General features: G+C 33.8%; 24 protein-coding genes and 1 pseudogene. 17 read left to right on the top strand and 8 right to left on the bottom strand.

Annotation, left to right across the window (positions count from 1 at the left end; all coding sequences use genetic code 11):
* The first annotated feature begins 108 nt into the window (after nucleotides 1–108).
* A complete protein-coding gene (locus TE34_RS08035; RefSeq protein ID WP_047984304.1) occupies nucleotides 109–375 on the top strand; it encodes a CD3324 family protein in 267 nt (88 codons plus the stop codon).
* A gap of 637 nt (nucleotides 376–1,012) precedes the next feature.
* Nucleotides 1,013–1,477 carry a phosphotransferase gene (locus TE34_RS21725; RefSeq protein ID WP_407944358.1) on the top strand — a complete coding sequence of 155 codons (465 nt, stop codon included), beginning with the start codon at nucleotides 1,013–1,015 and terminating at the stop codon, nucleotides 1,475–1,477.
* A gap of 92 nt (nucleotides 1,478–1,569) precedes the next feature.
* On the opposite strand, the gene TE34_RS08025 is transcribed toward TE34_RS21725, so the two are convergent.
* On the bottom strand, nucleotides 1,570–2,565 hold the full coding sequence (locus tag TE34_RS08025) for a CHAT domain-containing protein (protein WP_047984302.1): 996 nt from the start codon (nucleotides 2,563–2,565) through the stop codon (nucleotides 1,570–1,572).
* Between the two features lie 200 nt (nucleotides 2,566–2,765).
* Nucleotides 2,766–3,011: a DUF1883 domain-containing protein gene (locus tag TE34_RS08020; protein WP_236687128.1), complete on the bottom strand. Its 246-nt coding sequence runs from the start codon at nucleotides 3,009–3,011 to the stop codon at nucleotides 2,766–2,768.
* 353 nt (nucleotides 3,012–3,364) lie between these two features.
* Here TE34_RS08020 and TE34_RS08015 point away from each other — a divergent pair, with 353 nt between their 5' ends.
* From TE34_RS08015 to TE34_RS08005, 3 genes are all read left to right on the top strand, one after another.
* A complete protein-coding gene (locus TE34_RS08015) occupies nucleotides 3,365–4,129 on the top strand; it encodes an NERD domain-containing protein (RefSeq protein WP_047984300.1) in 765 nt (254 codons plus the stop codon).
* Nucleotides 4,130–4,215: 86 nt separating this feature from the next.
* The gene (locus tag TE34_RS08010; RefSeq protein WP_047984299.1) at nucleotides 4,216–5,907 is read left to right on the top strand and encodes a DUF262 domain-containing protein; all 1,692 of its coding nucleotides are present in this window, start codon (nucleotides 4,216–4,218) and stop codon (nucleotides 5,905–5,907) included.
* A 364-nt stretch (nucleotides 5,908–6,271) separates the two neighbouring features.
* On the top strand, nucleotides 6,272–7,714 hold the full coding sequence (locus TE34_RS08005) for a DUF4041 domain-containing protein (protein ID WP_236687127.1): 1,443 nt from the start codon (nucleotides 6,272–6,274) through the stop codon (nucleotides 7,712–7,714).
* Nucleotides 7,715–7,859: 145 nt separating this feature from the next.
* On the opposite strand, the gene TE34_RS08000 is transcribed toward TE34_RS08005, so the two are convergent.
* Together TE34_RS08000 and TE34_RS07995 are read right to left on the bottom strand one after the other, a co-directional pair.
* On the bottom strand, nucleotides 7,860–8,210 hold the full coding sequence (locus TE34_RS08000; RefSeq protein ID WP_047984298.1) for a hypothetical protein: 351 nt from the start codon (nucleotides 8,208–8,210) through the stop codon (nucleotides 7,860–7,862).
* Nucleotides 8,211–8,501: 291 nt separating this feature from the next.
* Nucleotides 8,502–8,705, bottom strand: a complete 204-nt coding sequence (locus tag TE34_RS07995; RefSeq protein WP_047984297.1) for a hypothetical protein — start codon at nucleotides 8,703–8,705, stop codon at nucleotides 8,502–8,504.
* A gap of 262 nt (nucleotides 8,706–8,967) precedes the next feature.
* Between TE34_RS07995 and TE34_RS07990 the strand changes: the two genes are divergently transcribed.
* The 11 genes and pseudogenes from TE34_RS07990 to TE34_RS07945 all read left to right on the top strand — a co-directional run bounded on the left by TE34_RS07990 (nucleotide 8,968) and on the right by TE34_RS07945 (nucleotide 21,468).
* The gene (locus tag TE34_RS07990; RefSeq protein ID WP_047984296.1) at nucleotides 8,968–9,225 is read left to right on the top strand and encodes a TIGR04540 family protein; all 258 of its coding nucleotides are present in this window, start codon (nucleotides 8,968–8,970) and stop codon (nucleotides 9,223–9,225) included.
* A gap of 260 nt (nucleotides 9,226–9,485) precedes the next feature.
* Nucleotides 9,486–11,266, top strand: a pseudogene (locus TE34_RS21430) (DNA methyltransferase); the annotation flags it as partial.
* Between the two features lie 168 nt (nucleotides 11,267–11,434).
* The gene (locus TE34_RS21720) at nucleotides 11,435–12,247 is read left to right on the top strand and encodes a type IIL restriction-modification enzyme MmeI (RefSeq protein WP_407944357.1); all 813 of its coding nucleotides are present in this window, start codon (nucleotides 11,435–11,437) and stop codon (nucleotides 12,245–12,247) included.
* A complete protein-coding gene (locus TE34_RS07980; RefSeq protein WP_047984295.1) occupies nucleotides 12,244–14,169 on the top strand; it encodes a DEAD/DEAH box helicase in 1,926 nt (641 codons plus the stop codon). Before TE34_RS21720 ends, TE34_RS07980 begins: the two co-directional genes overlap by 4 nt.
* Nucleotides 14,162–15,316: a GIY-YIG nuclease family protein gene (locus tag TE34_RS07975; RefSeq protein ID WP_047984294.1), complete on the top strand. Its 1,155-nt coding sequence runs from the start codon at nucleotides 14,162–14,164 to the stop codon at nucleotides 15,314–15,316. Before TE34_RS07980 ends, TE34_RS07975 begins: the two co-directional genes overlap by 8 nt.
* A 126-nt stretch (nucleotides 15,317–15,442) precedes the next feature.
* Entirely contained in the window at nucleotides 15,443–15,628 is a 186-nt protein-coding gene (locus tag TE34_RS20620) for a YdbC family protein (RefSeq protein ID WP_084710658.1), read from the top strand.
* Nucleotides 15,629–15,791: 163 nt separating this feature from the next.
* Nucleotides 15,792–16,772, top strand: a complete 981-nt coding sequence (locus tag TE34_RS07970) for a restriction endonuclease (RefSeq protein WP_047984293.1) — start codon at nucleotides 15,792–15,794, stop codon at nucleotides 16,770–16,772.
* 60 nt (nucleotides 16,773–16,832) lie between these two features.
* Nucleotides 16,833–17,975, top strand: a complete 1,143-nt coding sequence (locus TE34_RS07965; protein ID WP_047984292.1) for a hypothetical protein — start codon at nucleotides 16,833–16,835, stop codon at nucleotides 17,973–17,975.
* A gap of 591 nt (nucleotides 17,976–18,566) precedes the next feature.
* On the top strand, nucleotides 18,567–19,508 hold the full coding sequence (locus TE34_RS20215) for an ABC-three component system protein (RefSeq protein ID WP_053075006.1): 942 nt from the start codon (nucleotides 18,567–18,569) through the stop codon (nucleotides 19,506–19,508).
* Entirely contained in the window at nucleotides 19,505–19,750 is a 246-nt protein-coding gene (locus TE34_RS07950; RefSeq protein WP_047984290.1) for an ABC-three component system middle component 6, read from the top strand. The genes TE34_RS20215 and TE34_RS07950 overlap by 4 nt, the downstream gene beginning before the upstream one ends.
* Nucleotides 19,751–19,809: 59 nt before the next feature.
* Nucleotides 19,810–21,468 carry a DUF2326 domain-containing protein gene (locus TE34_RS07945; RefSeq protein ID WP_162200018.1) on the top strand — a complete coding sequence of 553 codons (1,659 nt, stop codon included), beginning with the start codon at nucleotides 19,810–19,812 and terminating at the stop codon, nucleotides 21,466–21,468.
* A gap of 125 nt (nucleotides 21,469–21,593) precedes the next feature.
* Here the strand turns inward: TE34_RS07945 and TE34_RS07940 are convergent, their stop codons facing one another.
* The 4 genes from TE34_RS07940 to TE34_RS07925 form a co-directional block, all read right to left on the bottom strand.
* Nucleotides 21,594–22,364 (bottom strand): hypothetical protein, encoded by a 771-nt coding sequence (locus tag TE34_RS07940; protein WP_047984288.1) that lies wholly within the window; start codon nucleotides 22,362–22,364, stop codon nucleotides 21,594–21,596.
* A 268-nt stretch (nucleotides 22,365–22,632) separates the two neighbouring features.
* A complete protein-coding gene (locus TE34_RS21005) occupies nucleotides 22,633–22,785 on the bottom strand; it encodes a hypothetical protein (protein ID WP_157037599.1) in 153 nt (50 codons plus the stop codon).
* Between the two features lie 536 nt (nucleotides 22,786–23,321).
* Nucleotides 23,322–23,792: a competence protein ComK gene (locus TE34_RS07930; protein WP_047984286.1), complete on the bottom strand. Its 471-nt coding sequence runs from the start codon at nucleotides 23,790–23,792 to the stop codon at nucleotides 23,322–23,324.
* A 9-nt stretch (nucleotides 23,793–23,801) separates the two neighbouring features.
* Entirely contained in the window at nucleotides 23,802–24,071 is a 270-nt protein-coding gene (locus tag TE34_RS07925) for a helix-turn-helix domain-containing protein (protein ID WP_047984285.1), read from the bottom strand.
* Between the two features lie 303 nt (nucleotides 24,072–24,374).
* Between TE34_RS07925 and TE34_RS07920 the strand changes: the two genes are divergently transcribed.
* Nucleotides 24,375–24,923, top strand: coding sequence for a sigma-70 family RNA polymerase sigma factor (locus TE34_RS07920; protein WP_047984284.1), 549 nt, complete (start codon nucleotides 24,375–24,377; stop codon nucleotides 24,921–24,923).
* Nucleotides 24,924–25,059: the final 136 nt, after the last annotated feature.

The raw sequence follows: 25,059 nt of genomic DNA, 5'->3' as shown, positions 1-25,059 counted from the left end.
CATTTATAATTTTCCATAAGTTGAACAATAGAAAGGGGTTGTAAATATTGGACATAAAATGGGTTTTTGTTGATAACTATCTTCATATTAACAAGGAGGACGTAAATCGTGCAGTACAAAAATGCAAAAGAGGTTCTTCCCCCTAGTTTGCTGAAGGAAATGCAGGAATACATTCAAGGTGATTTGATTTACATTCCAAAAGCAAACGAGAAGCGGATGGGATGGGGAGAGGCTAGTGGATCGAAAGCGTTAATTACGAAGCGTAACAAAGAAATTCTACAATTATACACAAATGGAAAGTCATTCGAGGAATTAGGGCAGCAGTTCCATTTGTCGATTGACAGTATACGAAAGATTATTTATAAGATGCGTTGAATGGGGTGCCTGTCACCTCCCGACTTTTGTCGAGATTCGACATATTTGGGAAGTGACAGGCACCTTTTAATGAACAAAGAAAAACGGGAGATGGGATATGAATATTAGATTCGAAACGCTAAATTTTGTATTAAGGAGACGGTTCAAGAAGGATATCATCTCGGCTGACTGCCAAACCATGCCATTACAGGGCGGCACTGTGGGAAGTGTGCACCTGGTAACGGGAATCGCCGAAACTACGGATGGCGAAAAATTGCCATACCAAATCGTGCTGAAAGTCCAGAAGATTTGGGAGCGTTACGGCGACCCCGGTTCATGGCGCCGGGAATATGATCTCTATTCGTCTGACTTGGGAGCGACGTTCTCGGATGCCTTTCGCTGGCCGACATGTTATCACGCCGAAATCAATGCAGAAGAAAATGAAATCCAGATGTGGCTGGAGTATATCGATGGTGTTACCGGTTTAGACTTGACCGCCGACATGTATGAACAGGCCGCGCTGGAGTTAGGACGCTATCAAGGCAAGCTGTATGTGGAGCGGCCCGCTGTGCTGCAGAGCCTGAATAACCTGAGCAATAAGGATCTTATGAAGAATACGTATTTGCATTACCGGTCATGGCCTGTCGTCTACGATTATATACGCTCAAAGGACTGCGAATTCCCGCAACACGTGCGGCAAATGCTTATCGACATCGATGAGCACGCAGACGAGATACTCGCCCGCATCGAAAAATTGCCCATCGTGTTATGCCACCGGGACTTCTGGGTGACCAACCTGATTTATGCTGACGGTAAATTCGCGATCATCGACTGGGATACATCCGGATGGGGCTACCTGGGCGAGGATCTCGCAAGCCTGATTGCGGATGAAGCCGATATCGATCACATGGTCGAATACTACCAGCGATGTGTCCCCGCGTATTACAAAGGCTTTTCGGAGTATGTGGATGTATCGCCGATTGCAGATCATTGCGTCTACGAGCTGATCCTTCTCGTATTCGGGTACAGGCTTGTGGAGTGGTATCTCTACTCAGAGGACGATAACGAGAAGACAAAGCATGTCCATACGCTTCAAAAAATATATGAAATGAAAGAAGCATAGGTAAGAAACATAGGGACGGTTCTCATGATTTCACTATTCGAAAAGTTAATCATGAGAACCGTCTCTTTGTATCTCTTCTAAAAACAACTATACTATAGTGCTGGTTTGACTAATAATATTTCACCTGGGTCTAAACCGGCCCGAGTATATAACTCAGGAATTTCATCTCCTTTTAACCCCGCCAAAATTAATGCAAGCTTCCCTTGTTCAAAAGCGTTTTGTATGGATTTACCGAAGGCAATAGCGGAATAAAACTGCGCAGCAAATTCTCTTGCAGCATCATCATAGACGGCTTCATTCATACCAATTGCACAGTCAATATGTTCTGTTACAGCTTCCGCTTGTCCACTAGAAAAACAATTATTAAAAATAACTAGTTTAATGGAATCTGACATTGTTTTCATTAATAAAGTGACGGCCTCTTTGGATAGAAGGCTTGTAGTCCCTTCAGTTGTTTCTAGTACAATATCGTGTTCTAGAGAGCCGTGGCCACTAAAGTGAATTATATGGGGTTGTACTTCATTTATAGCTTGTAAAATATCATTGGAACGTACTGCCCAGCGAGATTGTAAATTAATTGAATCTCGGTATTCAGAAGCGCGTATTTTTTCGTGGATAAGACGAATTTCTTGGTCTAGTCGTAATGAACTCTGGTCAATAGGATTGGAGGCTAAGAATAGAACGTTTATTTTTTCTGGTAGAGATTCAAAGTTAATTGAAATGGAGTTGGCTGAAATTTCCTGACTAATTCTTTGTTGTTTTTTTAACTCATCTGTAATAGCTTTTGTGTGTCTTACTTCAACAGTATGATTCTTTTTTACTTCCTTCGCCTCTGATCGCTGCAATTGATTCAATGCTTGATTAAGGGATTTAATTTTATTTGCTTTTTTTCCTTTAAGGTCACCGATTTTTTTTTGTGTGTTAATCACTTCTCGTTGTTTAGAATTAAAGGTAGAGGTACTTTTTGTACGTTGTATAGTTTTTAATGCCTTGGACAACTTTTCTTGTTCTTTTCCTATTTCCTTTTCAATACTAGCAATATCCTTTTCTATACCCTGAACTTTGTTCCGATACATTGTAACACTCATAATTACCACCTCTTTTTTGAGTTTCAATTCATTAACTTTAACTTTATAAATAAAAAAATCTACATAATATCATTATTTTATTTAATAAAGTACTTACCTATTTAAGGCTATTATTTTTAAAGCAATAGTTTTATATGTTTGCTTTGCTCATAATTCTAATAGAAAAAAGACTACCGAAATAAACCGGTAGGCCCAAAAAATTAATAGAAACGGTATTTATACTGTCCGCCATGGACAATTAGGTACCATCTTCCTGCTCCTTCAACTGATATATTTACCGGTGTACGAGTGTAATGGCCACCATAATACTTGAATTTTCGGCCGGCTTTATAATGTTGGAAGTTGATACTATCTACGAGAAACACATCAGCAGCATTTTTCAAATGGACTTCAACTGAAAGGGAATTATTAGTGTCGGCATATGGGATTTGAGCCAAGAAAACCACCTCCTAAAATAACTTTACCATAATTTGGAATTTTTTAAAAGTTTTATTGGGTGTTTCCTTTAGTGGAATATAATATATTCACAATAGGGGAAGGCTCCAGGATCCATTGTTGTAATGATAGTAGTACAACAATACTGAAAACAAATAGAATGTTAAGTAGTTTTAAGTAGTGTAAGTTGCTAAGATTGTAAATTGTTCGGTGCTACCTAATAATAAGTAGTAAAGAACCGTCCCTTTGCAACCTAAACAGACCGCTTAAGTATTCTTCTTAGGTCTAAGTCACAAGAGTTTAGACTATTATGGTAATATTGAATTATCGCTATTACCATATTTTTACTACTAGGAGGATCCGGATGGTTTTCATATATATACTAATAATTCTGTTTCTGGTACTATTTTTCATCAACTATAATTACGCGACCATAAAAGGGAGATTCGGTGAAAATCGTGTTAATAAACTCCTTAGAAAGTTAGATGAAAATGAGTATAAAATCTATCATGATTTGTATGTGCCGACAGAAGAAAATAAAACGACTCAGGTCGATCATGTTGTAGTGTCTTCATATGGTATTTTCGTGATAGAAACGAAGGCCTATAATGGATGGATTTTCGGCAATGAAAAAAGTAAATACTGGACACAGGTTATTTATAAACGAAAAGAAAAACTGTTTAATCCAATCTGGCAAAACGCTGGTCACACTAAAGCACTAGAGAATTATCTAGGAATAGAAAAGAAATTGTTTACATCAATTATTGCATTCTCTAATCAATCTACTTTTAAATTCAAAGAAAAATTTACCCGTGCAAAGGTAATTCATTTTAGAGATTTATATAAAACGATTAAAGAGAAAAATGCTATCATAATCGATAATTCATTGATAAATAATTTACATAGTAAGTTAAACAAACTAGTTGTTGTAGATAAGAAAGAGAAAAAGCAAATCAGTAAGAAGCATGTCCAAGAAGTTAAATTGGAAATAGCAAAAAGCAAGACTACTAATCTTGATAAATTGAAATGTCCAAAGTGTAATTCTGATTTGGTTAAAAGAAAAGGGAAGTATGGGGAGTTTTTGGGGTGTAGTAGTTATCCGAAGTGTAGGTATATTGGGAAGTTGTGATTAGAAATGTTGTAGTAATTTTAAATGTGGCTCTTTAAATTATGTAAAATCTATAGATAAATTTAATAATTGCGAGGGATAATCTAATGAGTAAACTAATAGATAATAGCATAACAATTTTTGAAGCATTGCAAAATATCAAGGATGGGAAATATGTAATGCCTGCTTTTCAAAGACAATATGTTTGGAACATGGAACAGATAGAGAAATTATGGGATTCTATCTTGTTGGACTATCCGATTGCGACATTTTTGTTTTGGCGTGTTGATGATTCTAATGTTACGTGGGATACCTATTTTTGTAATTTCCTCTCTAATGTAACTTTTGATAGCAGAAAAACGGCGGATAGTGTGAATTACGAATTAACAAGCATTAATGTTAAGAATACAGATACTGCAATCCTAGATGGGCAACAAAGATTAACATCTTTATTCTTATCATTATTTGGCGAGGCGTATATACGTCCTAAAAATGCTAGAAAAAATAGTGGGAGTATAATCCGTACTAAACTGTTGATTGAATTAAATAAGAATAAAGTAACGATAGATGAAGAAGAGTATAACAGTAAGAAATTCGATATTAAATTCAGTGATAAAATAGGAAAAATAAGTCCAACTCAGTTTGAATTGAAAGATATTCTAAGCGAGGAATATCAAAACGAAGCCACAAGAGAGTCAGCAATTGAGCAAGCAATTGTGAATGTTCCTGCTGATAGCAAAGAATATGCTAGAAACATTTTGCAGTTACTATATAATAAGATTTTTACAGCGAAGCTAGTAAGATATACTGAAATTACAGACATGAAACAAGATGATGCTCTTGAAATGTTTGTCAGATTTAATAGTGGAGGAAAACCACTTCGCAAATCGGAGATTACGATGTCAATTCTAGAGGCATACTGGCCAAGTGCGAGAAGCGAGTTTGGTAAGATTCTAGTCGATTCTTATGAGAAATTCGATACAGACTTTATTATTCGTTCAGCCTTGATGTTATATGGAGATGTTGTAAAATCGAATATAAACAAAGGTATTGCAGAAACCTTGAAAAACGATTGGAACGAATTCAAAAGAGCGCTCACAAATCTAGAGAGATTACTTCAGGAGTTAAAAATAGATGTTAGACATTTTTCAAGCAGTTGGAACGTTCTGCTACCGATTATATATTACATTTATTACAATACCGAATATAACAATAACATTAATGCAGTTCGTGCATATTTGCTTAGAGCTATATTTTTCACTTATTTCCAATCTGGTACTACAGGAAAGCTACAACAAATGAAGAGTTATATAAACAGCTTTGATCATGAAATAACTATTGAAATGCTTGATCAAATCAATGATTTGAGAGTGACAGATGGAAAAATAGAGGATGTCCTTAATTCTGAAAAGGGAAGTAGAGTTGCTGGAGAAGTTCTTTATTATTTAAATCTTGATTGGAGAAATAAAAACTATAAATATGAACAAGACCATCTTCATCCGGTCAGTCGATTTGATAATAGTAAGCCAACTTCGATTTCAATGGATGATTGGAAAAAGTGGAGAAGTATGCGAAATAAACTTCCTAATCTTCATCTACTTGAAGGAAGAAGTAACGGAAGTAAAAATGATATGAGGCTTATTGATTATTACAACGATATGAATGATGTACAAAAGCTGAGATTTCATGAAGAGGCAATCATATCAAAGGATGTTTCGCTTGAATTTGAAGATTTCGAAGAATTTTATGAAAAGCGCAAAGAGCTCCTTACAATGAAGATTCGTGCTTTGCTTGGATAATATGATGTCTAGGATATTTATTGTAAAGGATGAAAACAATTACTGTTGCAGCTCTAGAAAATAGTACTATACCTACCCTCAATAGAAGTGTGGAATTAATAAGGATGCATTGGTCAGAATCTAGTAATTGTTGGTATACTGGGAAGTTGTGATTGAAGTAACCAATATCAATCTTAAACTATCAATAGCATTTTCTTCCATGGTTAGAAAAAATTTTATAAGGAAATACCCATAAGGTAGAGTATACTTAAACAAATAGGTCTAAATACCTATTTAGTCTGAAATATGAGTACTATAGTTTAAATTATGATTAAATGGTCTATTCCTTTCATGCTGAGGATAAAAATAATAGGAGTTGAATTTATTGTATAAGGAAAAAATATGGTTTTCTCCAATAATTATTGGTTTATTATTCGCGTTCTGGTTCTTAATTATTCCCCCTGTGGTTGGTATTGTCTTAATTGTTCTTAAATATAAGGACATGAAAAAGTATCAAACTTTTTGGGAGAAAAACAGATTAGGAGAATTGGTAGATTTAAAGGTAAAGATTGAAGAATTAGAAGATCAAATTGATAACAAGCAAAAAGTGCTTCAAGAATTGGAAGAGGTTTTAAAAGAATATCAGCCTATAACAGATATTCTAGAAATCAAAGACCAACTTGCTATAAAAATAGAGACGTTGAGACAAGAGAAAAGTAGTATCGAAAATGAGACTAAAAAGATAAGGGATGAAGCAGCTCTTCTAAAAGATGATATTGAGGGCATGGCGTTTGGATTTTATACACCAAGATATGGTATGGAAACATCTGAAGCATATAATATAAAATTGAAAGAAATTAGAGACAAGCAAAAGGGAATGGTTAAGCAAAAGATAGCAACAAATCATAGTTTGGATTGGCAAATCGGCGGAGATAAAAAGAGAGGTAAAGAGTTTATATTAGATACAATTAAGTTGACATTGCGAGCATTTAATAATGAGTGTGATAATATTATTGCAAAAGTTAAGTATTCCAATGTAGAAGCTAGTAAGGATCGTATTCAAAAAGTATTTGAACAACTTAATAAACTTACCGATATGCAATTAGTGTCTATTACTAAGGATTATAGAGATTTGAAAATTGAAGAACTATATTTAAAATATGAATTTGAAGTGAAGAAAGAAGAAGAAAGACTCGAACAACTTGAAATAAAAGAACGTATGAGAGAAGAAGCTAGGGCATTAAAAGAATTAGAAAAACAGAAGGAAAAAGTAGAGAAAGAAGAACGACATTTTGAACAAGCAATAGAAAAATTAAAGAAACAAATGGAAGAAACAGATGAGGGCAAACATGCAAAACTAATTGAGAAATTGAAAGAATTAGAGAAACAGTTAGAAGAAACTAAGAAAAACAAAGAAGATGTTCTGTATCGGGTTCAAAACACAAGAGCAGGATATGTTTATATCATATCTAATATAGGTTCTTTTGGCGAAAACATCTATAAAATTGGTATGACAAGGCGACTTGAACCAATGGATCGGGTTAGGGAACTAGGTGATGCCTCTGTACCGTTTACTTTTGATGTACACGCTATGATTTTCAGCGAAGATGCCCCAACCTTAGAGAATGCTCTTCACAAGGCATTTACTTATAAACGTGTTAACAAAATCAATGAACGGAAAGAATTCTTCAGCGTTACTTTACAAGAAATCGAAGAAGTAGTGAAGAAAAATCATAATAAGACGATTGAATTTACCAAATTAGCTGAGGCGGCTGAATATCGACAAACTTTAAATGTTGATAGAGAACAAAAGATAATTGCAGGTTAATAAGAAAATAAATATTTAAATTGAACATATAGATGCAGGCAGTGGAATGAGTTGATTCCGCTGCTTTTTATTGTCAAAATTATCAAATGGGGTAAGTGTTAATATCTTCAATATGCCTCAATTTCCTAGGGAAAGATATTATGTATTAGTAACTGCATCCACAATGCCCATAGGTACCAATTGGTAGACCACATGCCTCACAGATTTTGTTTTTTTCTTTTGCTTTATTATGAATATTACTTTTTAGGTTTTGTTTTGGTTTTTTATCTCTTACAATTTTGATAGGGTTGGCACTTTGTCGGGAGTTTAATATTTTCTCTGCTTTTTGTCTTGTCATAAAGACATTAATTCCATAAGTACAATCCTTATATCCTATAAAATCTAGAATTACTCTCATTCTATTATTGCCCATAAATTTTACTATATTTCCTTGTATTATTTCTTCTTGATCAATCACAAATACAGGTTGTCCTACTTTAATAAATACTTCTGGCATGTTAATCCTCCTTTTGTCTTATATTTAAATTATACAAAATATACTAAAATTGCGAAATTATTCAAATTGCCCGGTGAAAATTCCACATTAGGATAGAAATCTATACATTCCTTGTTAGATAGGATATTTTTTCTAATCATCTTCATGTAATGCCTCACCTTCTAATAGCGTTTTTCTGGATTTTAATTCAAGTATAAGATAGCCTTACATAGTCATTCATTCAATTCATGATCTAGCCATAAGTTCTTCCGCAGAATAAAATTCCTCCAAAATGTTATTGGATAATCCTAATTATTTGTTGAAGTGGTGATAACCTTTGAGTGGTAACTTCAATAACAATCCACCTGACTTGCTTTTTATAGTCAGAATGAGCACTAGATCCTCAAGTTCTGATAGATTAACCTTCTGAATGTCATACTTCACTAGAAACTTTGAAGGGATCCATTTGTTTAGTTTCTTAGCTTCGATTAGGATCTTGACCAATGAGTTGTTCATCTTCATTCCTCCTTTCATAGTGCGCTCCTCTCACCACGCATGTCGTCTCTGTAACGCAAAAAACCGTTATCTATCCATAGGGATAAACAACGGTTTATATAAAGGGGTGGGGCATGAAACGGATGGGTAACCTCTTTCATAAATAAATGCAGGTGCCTAGGGAAAATATATGTAATTTTCTTCTCCACAGTTGTATTACTATAGAACTACATATAAAATAAAGATATAGTATAAAAAAAGTAAGAAATAGGAGTGACTTCAAGTGGAAGTTAAACTTTTTCAAAAGACACAGCGTCATTTAGCATCTTCAATTAATGAAGTGATAGATAAATACTGGCAAGATGAAATAGAAGAACCAGAAATGATAAATACAATTCAAAAGCTGTATGCCATAAATAAAGCTAAGATGGTGAAAAATGGGCAATATACTACAATAATTCGCCAGCAGTGTGGAAAAAAGAGGCTAGATGTGGTGAGTTGTATCCTACGATTAAATGAAAAGAACGAACAGTCTTCCTAATCTCTATTAAGTAAGAGTTAAGCCAACTTAATAATCGTAAAGTGTATAGAACTCTTTTAAACTACGAGAAACAAGGTGTAAATAAATCAAGTCTAAAAGTAGAGTGTTAAAGCATGGTGAATTATTAACACTATCTTGGATAGTTAATGACGGGTTAGATTTGATACCTAATGATTGAACGAAAATAATTAGCAGAGGCCTTAATAAACTTTGCTATAATATTATCAATATTAACTAATAATTAAAGGACTGAAACTCATATGTCAAAAAAATATTTATTAACGATCACAGAAATTGAAGATAGAGTTAAACAATTAGTCGAAAATTTAAATGAAGAGACTTTTATTGAAGAGTTTTTAAGACTTTTTGATATTCCTAAAACTAGTATCACACGTGCTAAATCGAGTGAAGGGGATTTTTTGATACGAAATAAAGTTCATTATCGTAAAGTTGAAAACAATCCACTACAAGCTATTGATGAAATAGAGCAGGAAATTGTATCTCAAAATCAAAAGCCTCGCTATATTATCACAACTGATTTTGAAATGCTTTATGCAAAAGATACAAAAACAAATGATTCTCTTGCCATTCACTTTGAGGATTTACCAACTTATGCAGAGTTTTTCCTTGCATGGAATGGGATTGAAAAAGTAGATTACCAAAAAGAAAATCTAGCAGACATAAAAGCTGCTGAGCGTTTCACAAAACTTTATGATGAATTGGTTAAGATCAATCCAGAGCTTTCAAAAAAAGATGCTGAAGGTAAAACCTTTAACCTTTTTCTAATTCGTTCACTTTTCTTATACTTCTGTGAAGATACAGAAATTATTACTAAGGGCTCTTTTACTAATGTCCTTAAAACAAGAACTAAAACCGATGGAAGTAATCTAAATTCAGTCATCAAAGAATTATTTTTAATCCTAGATGTGCCTGAAAACCAAAGACACGATACGCCAGAATGGTTAAAAAAATTTCCATACGTTAATGGTAAACTATTCAAAGAACCACATCACGACTTAAATTTCAGCACTTTAACCCGAAAACTACTTATCGAAGCAGGCGAGCTGCTTAACTGGAATGAAATCAATCCCGATATTTTGGGTGCAATGATTCAAACTGTTGCAAACAAAGAAGAACGCCAAGTCTCAGGCATGCACTACACTAGCGTATCAAACATTTTGAAAGTAATTAAACCTCTATTTTTGGATAATCTTCAAGCTGAGTACCAAAGACTTTCTGATCGTGCGGATGATTACTTAGAACGAGAGATTACCGAAAAACAAAGACGTGAACAACAGCGTAATATTATCAAAGAACTGAATAATTTGCTTGAGCGAATGAGTAAAATTAAGTTCTTAGATCCGGCCTGTGGATCTGGTAACTTTTTAATTATTGCCTACAAGGAGTTGCGCAGACTCGAAATCCAGATCCTTGTTAAAATCCGTGAAATCCAGGATGCTTTAAAAGAAAAGAATGTTTATCAAGGAGATTTTCTCAAACAATCTAAGATTAAACTAAACCAATTCTCAGGCATTGAGCTTGATGATTTCGCACATGAGGTGGCTATACTTTCTCTTTATATTGCTGAACATCAAATGAATGTTGAAATGATAGAATCATTAGCTGATTATCAGCCTAGAATACTTCCACTCCAGGAATCAGGAAATATCGTACATGGTAACGCATTACAATTGATTGGGATGAAGTTGTCCCGTATGAAGCGAACGACGAAGTATATATTATTGGGAATCCACCGTACATTGGGACAAAAGGTAGAAACCCTCAAAGTGAAGAACAAAAAGAAGATTTACGTGTAGCAATCCATCCAATCGAAACACGAATAATGGATTATATTTTCGGTTGGTTTGTAAAGGCAAGACGATATATTTTCCAACGAAATGCTAAAGCTGCATTCGTCTCAACTAATTCACTATTCCAAGGAGAACAGTCTCCCTTTGTGATTAATAATATTTTAGATAAATTAGAAATTTCATTTGCGTATCCATCGTTTAAATGGAGCAATAGTGCTAAAAACAAAGCTGGGGTAACAGTTGTAATTGTCGGTTTTGCAAATAAAAGCGATGAACCTAAATTAATTTTTAAAGATGCAGATATTATCGCTGTTGAGAAAATTAATGGCTATTTAGAGTCTGGTGATAGTTTTAATATTAAGAAATCAAAAAATCCTAATTCTGAGCTTCCGTATCAAATGAACGTTGGGAGTTCTGAATATGGGGATAATAATCTTATTTTATCCATTGCTGAGAGAAATAATCTTGTAGAAAAATATCCAAGTGCAGAAAAATATTTGAAAAAATGTGTAAACGCCGATAATTTAGTAAAAGGTACTTATACTTATGCGTTATGGATTGAAGATAGTGAAGTAGATGATGCTGTAAATGTTCCTCTAATAAAGGAGAGAATTGATAAAGTTAAGGCTTTTAGAAGTCAGAGTAAGCGTGTTGGGACAAAGAGAGCGGAAAATAAACCTTGGAAATTCGCAGAAGATAGATATCAAGCAAAGCCAGCAATTATATTGCCGGTAATTAACTCAGAAAAACGAGATTATTTACCTGCGGTATTTATTGATGAAAATACAGTGCCAACAAATGCTAACTATGTGATATACGACGCCCCAATTTGGCTCCTCGGTATCTTAGAATCTCGAATGCATATGACTTGGCTTCGCGCAGTTGGTGGCAAACTGGAAACAAGGTATCGCTATTCTGCAGGAATGGTTTATAATACTTTCCCAATTCCTAAGCTCTCAACAAATCGTAAAAATACCCTTGAAGAAGCCGTTTTAGAAATGCTAGATGTCCGTGAAGAAGAAGGGGGTACTCTCGCTGAGCTTTATGGAGGTGCGAATAAACCAATGAACGCTAGATTACGCAAAGCACATGAAAAAATTGATGGTATTGTGGAACGTGCTTACAAGCAAGAACCATTCAAATCTGATGAGGAACGTTTGAGTGTATTGTTAAAACTTTATCAAGAAATGGTAAGTGAGGATAAAAAATGACATCTAACATTTTTGAAATTAATTATAATGGTACTGGACAAAGCCAAAATATAAATAAATTAGGTATGCGTGAGATGCAGGCGCGTGTATATGAGAAACGTGCATCACAATATCTATTAGTTAAAGCTCCTCCTGCTTCAGGTAAGTCACGCGCATTAATGTTTGTAGCTTTGGATAAGCTTACAAATCAAGATATAAAAAAAGTAATTATAGCGGTTCCAGAACGTTCAATTGGAAAATCTTTTCAAACCACAGCGTTAGCAAAATTCGGCTTCTTTACGGATTGGGTTATTAATGCAAAAAATAATCTCACGGATCGTGGGTCGAGTAAAAGTAAAGTGTCACAGTTTGTTGATTTTATTCGTTCTACAGACTCAGAGGATAATATTATGGTGTGTACTCATGCAACTTTACGTTTTGCTTTTGAAAATTTGAATGAATCGGACTTTAACAATGTTTTACTTGCCATTGATGAATTTCATCATGTATCACAAGATGATAATTCTGTCCTTGGTAATGCGTTGCGTAATATTATGGGTAATTCTTCTGCCCATATCGTCGCTATGACTGGATCTTACTTTCGCGGTGATTCAATCCGGATTCTTGAACCAGCTGATGAGCAAAAGTTTGATAAGGTAACTTATACTTATTACGAACAACTTGAGGGTTACAAGTATTTAAAAAGTTTCGCAATGGGCTATAGCTTCTATAGAGGTCGTTATACAGATGCACTTTCAGAGGTTTTAGATACTTCAAAGAAAACAATTATTCATATTCCAAATGTTAATTCAGGTGAATCAACTAAAGATAAATACGATGAAGTTGATCGTATTTTAGAAGAATTAGGTGATGCAAAATTTGATGAAAATACAGGACTTTGGCTAGTAACTGAAGAAACAGGACGAGTATTAAAAATTGCTGATTTAGTTAATGAGGATGGTCGTGAAAAGGTTCAAGAATATATCAGAAATATGTCTAAACTCGATGACTTAGATATTATTATTGCACTTGGTATGGCAAAAGAGGGATTTGACTGGCCTTTTGCAGAATATGCTTTAACAATCGGATATCGTAATTCTTTAACTGAAATTGTGCAAATTATTGGTCGCGTGACTCGTGATAGTTCAAATAAAACTCATGCACAATTTACCAATTTAATTGCTCAACCAGATGCTCAGGATGATGAGGTCATGTTTGCGGTTAATAATGTCATGAAGGCAATAACTGCGAGCCTTTTGATGGAATCTGTATTGGCTCCAAACTTTAAATTTAAGCGTAAGGATAATGATGATCAAAAATCAAAAGGAACAGATATTTTTATCAAAGGGTTAAAAGAGCCAAGTACTAATCGTTCAAAAGATATTATTCAAAACGATTTGAATGATTTGAAAGCCACTGTTTTACAAGATAGTCAAATTCAGCAAGCTATTGCTGCTGGCGTAGTGGCGAAAGTGATTAATAAACAACTTATACCTCGTGTCATAATGAATACCTACCCTGATTTATCAAATGATGAGACTGAGGAGGTACGTCAGCACTTAGTTGCACAATCTGTTATTCAATCTGCTGAGCGTGAAGAAGGAACTGGCGGAAATCAATTCCTAAAAATGGCTAATAAATTTATCAATATTGATGATATTGCCATTGATTTAATTGATGAAGTGAATCCTTTCCAACGCGCTTATGAGGTTATTTCAAAAGAAATAGATGCACCAACATTACGATTTATTCAAGATTATATGGATGGTATAAAATTTACCTTTTCTGAAGATGAATTAATTATGTTGTATCCTCAAATTGTTCAATTTAAAAATGAAAATGGAAGAATTCCAGATAAGTCTAGTTCAGACCAATACGAGCAAAGATTAGCGTATGCTTTATTACGTTTAGAACAACTAAGGAGAGAGAGACAGAATGGATAAGCGTACTCTTGATGATATTTTTTCGGATCCAATTTTTGATGAACTAATAGCTGAATCTCCTAAAAAGGAAGTGAAGCGAATTGACCCGGATTTTGAAAAGTTTCAAGAGATTATTGATTGGATAAAAAATCACGATGGAAAAGAACCTCAAAAAACTCGTAATATGCCTGAAAGAAAATTATATTCCAGACTAAAGGGCTATCGGGATAAGCCAGAAATGATAAAGAAGCTAGCTGTGATAGATGAACTAAATTTGTTTGATAGTAAAAATACAGTTTTAGAAAATCCGATAAAAAGTCCTGAATCTCTTGACGATATTCTTAATGATGACATACTTTTTGAGAAAAAAGACAAAGTTGATTCACTACTTGATTTGTCGAGATATAAGAGAACAATTAATGTTGCTGACAAATACAGTGTTCGGAAACGAGCTAGTCATTTTGAACGATATGAACCTCTATTTAAACTTGTTCAAAAAGAAATTGCAAATGGCACTCGTAAAATAATACCTGTTGACACTGAAAAAAACATTAAACCGGGTAAATTTTATATAGATAATGGGATTCTGCTATATGTTCTATCAATGGGTGACTATTATATAGATAAAAATGGTTATCGTAACGCAAATCTACATCTTATTTATGAAAATGGAACTGAAAATAAAGGGATTTTACTGAGGTCATTTGCATCCAATCTCTTTGATAACACTCGTCATGGTAGAATGGTAACCGAAGTAATGAGTGATGTTATGGGAGAAACTACTGTTGAAGAAAGAGCTGCTGAATATCTGACTACTGGCTATATTTATGTAGTAAAATCACTTAGCTCGAATCCTGAAATATCAAAGTATCAAAACCTTTATAAAATTGGTTTTGCTAGTGGGAGTGTAGAAGAACGTATTAGTAATGCTGAAAATGAAGCCACTTATCTTTATGCACCTGTTAGAATTGTTGCAACATGGGAAGTTCAAAACTTTAGTGGTCGGAAATTAGAAACAGTGATACATCATAGATTTGCAGATAAGCAATTACAAATCTCTGTTCCAACAGCAAATGGGAAAATCGAAAATCCGAAAGAATGGTATATAATTTCTTTGGATGAAATTGAAGCAAATATAAATGATATTATTATGAAATTGAATATTTAATTTTAAATTAGGATAGTTGTTAAAGTATCTTTTGTAATAAATACCAATGAATCTTATTCTTTTTAATACAAAAACCTAATAGTATTAGCGTCTAGTTTTTGTTTACTGAAGTTATAACTTAATTCCCTGCCCAGTAAAATAAGGGGTCTAACCTCTAATTTACATCTAATAAGTTGGAATGGAAGAGCGCCAAAATATGATATTAGAGATTGGTCTCCTGAAAGAGAGAAAATGGGAAAGGGTATAACTCTGACTATCGATGACCTCAAAGAACTAAAGAATGCTCTTAATGAATTAGATGAGTTATTATAATTGATAAAATAGATAATATAAAAAAACTATTAACGATTTTGAATCGGATATAGAAGTATTTAGTAAAGAAAACATTGTGCATCAGAAGATTGTATAACCCGATGAGATTTGCAAGAGCGCAATATCGATTCGGGTTTTTCTTTAATTATAGGAGGAGTATTATATGACAAAATGGTGGATGATTCGTGCAGGAGATAATAATGAATTAATTCCAATATGGAAGGACAAAGGTATTGCTTCCATTGGTTGGCCTAAATTGGGCGACCCTAAACAATATCGTTCAAAGGAAGAAATGTTAACTAAAGCAAATACTGTATTTGCTGATAGTAAACCTAATACTAGAAAGAGCTGGATTAACCAGGTATGGCGTTTTAGCAGAGAAATAGAGAAGGACGATAGAGTTATCACTTATTTTAAAGAAACTAGAGAATATTTGGTTGGAACTGTAACTGAAATTCCTTTTTATAATGACTCAATAGGGGATCCCGCATATCCAAATAATATAAGGGTGGAATGGGAAGATACTACAGTTATCAGAGACACACTATCACAAGCAGCAAAGAATAGTTTAGGTTCGGTATTAACAGTGTTTCGTGTGGATGATTGGGGAAGTGAGATTGAAAGATTATTAGAGTACCCCTTTGTTGAACCGGAGGAAACAGATGAAGCTGAAGAAAGTGAAATAATAGAAGACTTGGTTAATAAGGCGCTAGTAATGGTACAAGACAATGTTGATAAACTCGACCCATGGCAAATGCAAGAACTGGTTGGGGGACTTTTGCAAGCTATGGACTACAATGTACGGGTAAGTCCAAAGGGCCCTGACGGTGGAGTAGATGTGTTGGCTTATAAAGATGCCTTTGGATTTGAAAAGCCTATTATTAAAGTTCAAGTAAAGCATCGTAAGTCTTCTGCATCTGCACCAGAGATTCAGCAGTTATTAGGGGCGAATCCAATTGATGCTAATAGTCTATTTGTTTCAACCGGTGGATTTACTTCACAAGCAGAAGCGGTAGCTAGACATAATTCTGTTAGGTTGGTAGATCTAGAAGAGTTAGTAGATTTGGTTGTGAAGTGGTATGAGAATATGCCGAATGATGTTAGGGCGTTGTTGCCTTTGCAGAAGATGTATGTACCTGAGTAAGAAACAAAAAAGAAAGTTTGCTTCCATAAATATTAGACACTTAAAGAGGGAGTGTGTGATTTGGTAAATACCCCAAGCATTATCAATACTATAGACGGTGAGTTAATCTATAGTGATTCAAATAGTAAGGGTAATGATGTATCAGTTCCTTCAGAGTTAATAGATTCTGTAAATAAAGTTATTCAAGAGAGTATTAAGAATAACGATTTTCCTTTAAACAAAGATAAACTAGATAATTTATGGAAAATAACCATAAAGCCAGAATTTCAAAATGGAATTGATGCTGGAAACCTATCTATTAAAAAAGGTTCTCTTGAGATAAGAAATGCTAAGACTGGTAGATTTGTTGGAAAGGCTCAACTTAATGAGATGAAAGCAGAAGAACTTATCAGGAAAAATAAGCCATCCGCACTCTCTAATATTTCTAGAAACATCGCCAGCTTATCAGGGCAACTACAAATGGCTGAAATCTCAAAAAAACTCGATGTTATACATGAAAAAATAGCTCAACTTGGTCAGTTTTTATGGAAAGAAAAAGTTTCTAAGGTGCATAGTATAAATTCAGTTATTGAAGAAGCTATTGAATCACTTCCCAACAAGAATGCCATGGTTAGGATTAATGACTGCATTAAAGATTTGATGTTTTTATCCGACTTTTTTGAGGAAACTATCGAAGAAGTATTAAGTAGAAAAGTAGAATATAAACCTATATTGAATTTCATAGATGGGTTGAAGGTTTGGGAGTGGAGAAGTAAATATAGGAGCGAATACAATAAAAAGTATAATGATGAAATTCAGTTATTTATGCATGAGTATAGTTTTTTATTGGATTTATATTTCCAAACTCTCGGTCTTATAGGAACCTGTTATCAAATAACTAATGAATATCATCATGCTTCTAAATATTATAGGAAGATTGAAACTAAAATAAACTACTATTCGACCGAACTAGTTTCCAATTTAATATATTTGCTGAATGTTGATGGGATTAGTATCAATGATGATGTTTCTCTTTTACATATTGCTGAAAAGCTAAAAAACAGAAAGTTACCTACAACTTTATTACAAGAAATAAATTCGAACGATATTAAAGTAGATGAAGTTAAAAACATGCATAAAAGACTTGTTTCACAATTTGAAGAGATTCAAATTTCTTATGATGTCGATACACAATTATTAATGGGAGACATAAACAATGACTGAATTGAATTGTCCATATTGTAAAAGAAGAAGCAGATTTATAGAAAAAGAACAGGAAAAATATGAATGTGAGTCTTGCAATAATATTTATAGACTGTGCAAGGTAAAGAGTTGTTCAAATCTCGCTAATTACGGATTCATTTGTAAAGAATGTATTGGTAAAGGCATTAAAAATGGCGGGTCAGCCGGCCTAAGTGTATTAGCAGTTGCTGGTGGTATTGCATTAAAGGTGTCAAGGAAAGTTAAGTAAGATGAGGGGGGCCAGACCCAAAATGTCATCGAAAATGGATGTTTTAGTGCAGATAGAGGCTATCTTATGTGATCTGGGTTAATTAAGAGTTTCTTTCAAAATCGTGCAGAAATTGTTAGTAAGCAGCTGGAAAGAAGGCTGTTATTAGAACTATTCTTTAGAGACCTTGACATAATTATTGCCTGTCCCCTACTCAAGTATGAATAAATGAAATAATTTGGTAGAATAGAATAAGAGTTTTGCCCTAGTAATATATATAGTAAAATACTAGGGCTATTTACATATTAAAAAATAAAATGGTAAGATCCTGATTTTAATAATTACAAGCTAAAGGAGGGATATTATTGAGTATTAACAATACATATATTATTAGAATGAGATTTAAATTAGTTATACATGAGAGTGATGGCCAAGCATTCGAGAACCTCTTCACTAAGATAATGAGAAAGAGTAATAAAAATTTTGAATTAGTTAAAGCATACGGTAATGTTGGCGATATGAAGAATGATGGATTTGACAAACAAACAGGTACATATTATCAAGTGTTTGGCCCGGAAGATTCAAGTAAAAAGAAAACAATAAATGATGCAGTATCAAAGTTAAGAAGTGATTTTGAAGGCCTTAAAAAGCAATGGGACTCAATATGTCCAATAAAGCATTTCTATTTTGTAGTTAATGACAAATATAAGGGGACTCCTGCACCACTTATTCAAGAAATGATTAAATTAGATAATGAAAATAAAGAGATAGAATGTAAATTATTTTCTGCAGCAGATTTGGAAGACGTACTTATGAATCTACAATTGGAAGATGTTTATGATGTGATAGGATTTTTACCAGATGCTAATATAGGTTTGCTAGATTTTAATATACTAAATGAAGTAATTGAGTTTATTATGAATTCGCCTGTTACATTTACCTCCGAAAGTAAGATGGTAGTTCCTGACTTCTATGAAAAGATTGAGTTTAATGGTTTAAGTAACGAAATAAATGATATGTTGGTATCTGGAAGTTATAGTGAAGGTTTCTTAGAAGATTATTTTTCGAAAAATAGCGATTATGTAAGACAGGAATTAAAGCAAAAGTTTAGCGAAATGTACTTGGTGGCGAAGCAAGAGATACCGGATGATGAAGAGTATTGTGCAGACAAACGTTTTTATTATATTTTAGAAAAGAGTTGTCCAAAGCATACTAAAGCTGTCCAAGATACTGTTTTAGTTTTGATGGCACATTACTTTGAATCATGTGATATTTTTGAGGAACCCAAAGGTGTGAATATTTTATGATACTACCACAAAAGCACATTAAATTATCAGAATCTCTTTTTGGATTGGGAGGATTTATATTAGGGTTGTTAGATACTCCAAAAAATGTTGATAGGTTATGGGAGGATTTTATTGAGAGTGTTGAGTCTAACTCATTTCCTACACAACACAGTTTTGATAATTTTATATTAGCTCTTGATTACTTATATATTATAGGTTTGCTTGATACAGATAAAGGGGGGCGTCTTATAAGATGCGACTAATAAAGCTATCTTCCAATATGAACAGCTTCCATGAGGTTAAGTTTAAGGATGGACTGAATTTGATTGTTGGTCGTCAAGCTAATCCAAATAATTCGGACAATAGGAATACATATAATGGAGTTGGTAAATCTTTAATTATATACCTGATTCATTTTTGTTTAGGGTCAAATAAAATAAAGGTTTTTGAGGATAAAATTCCAGGTTGGGAGTTCAGACTAGATATTGAACTTAATGGAGAAAAATACTCTTTACATCGTAGTACCTCTAAACAAAATGAATTATATATTAATGATGAGAAACATACGCTGACTTCATTTCGTAATGAATTACTACCCAAGGCATTTAATATTAAATCACCAATTAAGAGCCTAACCTTTAACACACTTTTCCCTCGTTTTATAAGAAGAGATCGAGAATGTTATTCTCATTATGACACTTTTGTAAAGAAAGAACAGGACTACAGTAAATTGTTAAATAATTCTTTTCTTTTAGGATTGGATATTGGCCTTGTTGAAAACAAAAAGCGAATAAGAGATGAGCATAAGTCAACAAAGGATTTAGCAAAAAACATTGAAAATGATTCTACTTTAAAGGGTTATTTTGATAATAATGAAGATGCGGAGATAGAGATTTTAGATTTAGAGGAGGAAATTAATAAACTTGAGGATGAAATAGGTAACTTAAAAATATCCGATAATTATCATGAGATTGAAAAGGAAGCAGACAACGCTAAGTTTAAAAAGGCAAGTTTGGAGAACAAAAGGGTTATTATAAATAATGCTATTAGAAGCATTAACAAATCGTTGGAAATAAAGCCTGATTTATCCGTAAAAAAGGTTATGGAATTATATAGGAATGCGGAAAGGGAAATTCCTGAGATGATCGCTAATGAAATTGAGAAAACAGTTAGTTTTCATGAGGATTTATTACAATCAAGGAAAAATAGATTATACAAGGAATTAAATAAGAAAAAAACACAGCTATCCGATATTAATAATCAGATAAAACAAATAGGGAATGAAATAGACGGATTCCTAGGTTATTTAGATACCCATAAAGCATTAGACGAATATATTTCAATAAATAATAAACTCAGCGCTTTGAAAATAAAGCATGAAAAGCTTGAGGAGTATCAAGAAATCCTTAAAGCCTATAAGAAAAAAGTAAAAGCCTTGCAAACTGAGTTTACCACACAAGACCAATTAACGGATGAATATCTGGAAGGGATAGATGATTTACTTGAACGAATTATGCAAACTTTCCGGGAGTTAGCTAAAGAGTTTTATAATAAGCCAGGTGGTATAACGATAGAAAATAATGAAGGAGAAAATACTCTAAGGTACAATATAACCGCTAAGATACAAGACGATTCATCTGATGGGGTAAATGAAGTTAAAATTTTTTGTTTCGATATGACTTTACTTTTACTACAACAAAATCACAATATGAAGTTCTTATTTCATGATAGTAGATTATATAGCAATATGGATCCGAGACAGAGGTGTACCCTATTTAATTTAGCATATAATAAATCTAGTAAAAATAATTTTCAATATATCGCTAGTGTTAACGAAGATACATTATTGTCATTTAAAGATTTAATGGAAACGGATGATTATCAAAAGGTTATAGAGGATAATATAATATTAGAGTTAACTGATGAATCAGAAGAAAGTAAATTACTTGGTATTCAAGTGGACATGGATTATGAAAAGTAACATTTTACGCATTAGGTTATACAAACCGCTTTATAAGTGCGGGGTGAACTTTTATAAAGATATGAAAATCTAGCTATCGAGTTTAGAGGGTAGGGTTCATAAAATAATGAATCCTACCCTTTTTATTATATGTCTAATATCTTATTAAAATATTCTACATTAAATAATTCTTCATATGTCTCAAGCATATCAAAACTTCTAGAAAAATTTATTGCATCTATAAAAGTAATACCGGTTGTAAGCATTTGTTGTCTTGCAGTATGAAGAAAGAGTTCATAACGTTCGTAAGTTGGATTACTAGATATTTCCCGTATTGAGTATCTTGAAAGTAAGGGAGAAGGATCCTGACTTGAAAAAATTCTAACAATTTCATAGTTTCCAATAGTACTTGCCAATTGCCCTTTCTTGGATCCGGCAATTTTATTCCAAGGTGGAATAGTGTTAAACATTTTTTTATACGCCTCAATCAATATTCCTTCAGTCATAATATAATCTTGTTTAACAGGTTCGTCGTCATAGTCCCTAACATTTACCAATTCAGGGTCTTTACAGAATAAATCAAAAATATTTCTACTAGTAACAGGCTGGTGATGTGAAGATTGAACGAAAATAGAGTATCCCATTTTCTCATTTTCCTTGAAATATTCATTAATATTTTCAACTTTGCATCCCTTTGGATCAATGGTGATTAAACCGTTATGTTGTTTAAATCTTTCTGACAGGTCTCTAGCTAGTCCGATGTACAGAATTTCACGGGTTTGGTAATTCCAAAAGCAGTAGATACCTGCAGAGGCCCAACCATTATTGTCATTGGGATTACAAATATCATTAATAGCATAGGCTAGATCATCTTTTTCATTTTCCTTATAAGCATCTTGTATTATAGTACCAAACATCAATCTTCTCCTCTAAGTTTTTATAATCCAATTATAATATGAAAGTACCGAACTTTGATATAGTAGGCTGATTTTTGTAAGTTATTTTACCCTACAAACCGGTACGGTGAACCGTACCACAATTAGTAAAACAAAAGGTAGAAAAACTAAAAACAGGCTGTCAACAAGACAGCCTATTCACTAATCTCAAGCTACATCCCTAGTTACTCTTCTTCCACATTCACACACCCTGTTAAAAAAACCTAATAGCCACTTGGGTTAGTATTTCTCAATCCTCTTCCCATTCATACTTCTTCCTCGGCCTAAAAGGATCTAAGTATGCATGAACTTCTCTTTCCTCATATGAGTCCCCGGGATATTGAAGAATTTCCTCTTCTGTGAGTTCATCAAATGATTTTTCTGGATTCAGTTTCTTCAGCATTTTACATCCTCCTCTCTAACATTCTCAAAAATTTTTGCGATAACACCTGTAAATCTCGGTGAATTCTACTTCCAGGGTATCGCAATCTTACTAATCTAATTCGACACCTAACCACAAATTCCTTTCATATTTTTGATTTTTCAACTTTTTATAAAAGAGACCAATTTATGTATGAATTATGGTGGTAAACAGGAAATTTTTCATAGATTAAGTGGCAAATTAGTAATTTTTTTTAATTAAACTAGCTTCTCACCTGAGCACGTTGAAATAAAGCCCCCTCTATTAAGAAGGAATTTTTAAATTTTTATTGAATTATTGATAAAAGAACAAAAGAAGGAGGAATAACCATGAACCACGACTTCGACCGCCTACGCTGCCCCAAATGCAAAAGACTCTACAAGATGAATGACCAAGTCTTCCTAGATGAACTGAATACAGTTGTCCACCTAAAATGCTACAGTCCTTATTTCGTCTTTAGAGTCAAAGATAAAGGTACGTACAAAGAGATAATGGAAAAGTACCACTTCTTTAGTGAATTAGCTCCTGAAGCTCCTAGTAATTGATACAATCAAATTGGTCCTGTCCATTTGCTTAAGCAACTCCGACCTAGGTACATCAACAGGAACTTCTCTACCATTCTTAAACACGATCAAGGATTGATTGCTGTTTGGTTTCTCCTCTACGATACTTTCCACATGATGATAAAAGATCCAACAACAATTCCAATCCTGATACGCATGTGTTGGAAAGACAAAGATATGACGGTGAACACTAATTGGGATAGGCACTTTTCTTTTATACCCCGTAAGATGTGTAATAGATTCTCTTCTACCTTGAAACGTACTAAAGTTATCCAAACAGCCCCTTTTGATAATCTCAAAAGGGGTTTTCTTTATGTATAAGGTTCGGTCCGTTTCGATTGCGATTGTTTGATAGTCTGTATGGTCGACAGGAATTAATGCTAGGGTTTGTTCGTTTATTTCATAGAGTGGAAGAATATAATTCATGAGACTGTCCTACTTCAAAGTAATATCGATATCCCTAGCTTTTAATTCCTCAATAATCCGATCAAAAATATCATTGATATCTACCCCGGCATGACGCAATCTTAGTAGCGTTTCAATACGTAGCTTCTTCTTTCCTACCTCTATATCGCTGATGTGTTGAGGGCCAAGTCCCGTATCCTCTGAAAATCTTTCCTGTGTCACATCTCTTTCAACTTTTCTATATTTTCTAAGTTCATTACCAAAGAGTTTGGTAATCAAGTCCAGCTGTTCTTTTTCCATATGGGCACGTCCTTTTTGTACCCATTCTCATAGGGTTGCCGAGAATCAACCACACACGAACGTATTGATATTTACAAATTATGTAAAAAATACTTAACTTTTTTCATAGATAAAAAAGCACCTAACTTCCATTTCCCGCTCTAAAATTCAATTTTTAAGCACTTTTTTCTGCCAAAATTCCATTTTCCTAGTAGAAAATTCAATTTTCCAGCCATTTTTCTAAAAGTTAGGCGATGTGACAACTCCGGACAAGCAGATTATTCTAATGGTGCCGGCACAATTAAAGGTGTAGAGGAGTGTTACATGGAAAAGAAAGATTTTACGTTTGAAGAGATTTTTAAGCAGAATGAAAAGCGAATTCACTATCACATACACAAGCTGCATATCAGGGATCCATACAATGAGTTTTATGTAGAGGGGCTTTATGCGATGTGGCTTGCTTATAAAAAATATCAACCAGACAAAGGACCGCTGGCGACGTACTTCAATTTTGCCATTCGGAATCGGTTGATTGATACGATTCGGAGTAAGTCGAGGGATCAGAAGATTAATGAGGCGTATGCTCAGAAGGAAAGCATTGATAAGCAGGATGGTAACTATTCGACGATTAGTCATGCGCCAATTTTATCAGCTAAAGGTATAGAGATAGATGATACGGAGGTATGGGATGAGGTAAAGAAGATTCTAACCCCCAATCAGTGGAAGTGGGTAGATTATTATATCATTCAAGGATTGTCGCAGAAGGAAATTGCAGATCGGGAAGGCGTCAGTATTGATGCAGTAAAGAGCTGGGCGAGGGAGGCTAGGAAGAAACTGCAGGCTTCCGATGTACTTACTAGTTTTGACAAATAAGTAGGGTGGGGACAGACCCCACCCGTTCATTTGAAAGAGGTTGAAGATGTGGATGTCGGGGCGTTGCTAAAGGAGTATTTGGCATCAAGCATCGTGTAGTGTGTGAACCGATTTTTCAGGTTATTGGAAATACACT

Origin of the sequence: Ornithinibacillus californiensis (assembly GCF_001038485.1) — a bacterium.
GTDB lineage: Bacteria > Bacillota > Bacilli > Bacillales > Amphibacillaceae > Ornithinibacillus > Ornithinibacillus californiensis.
Note: the sequence above shows the minus strand (reverse complement) of the source record. Positions and strands in the feature narration are given on the sequence as shown.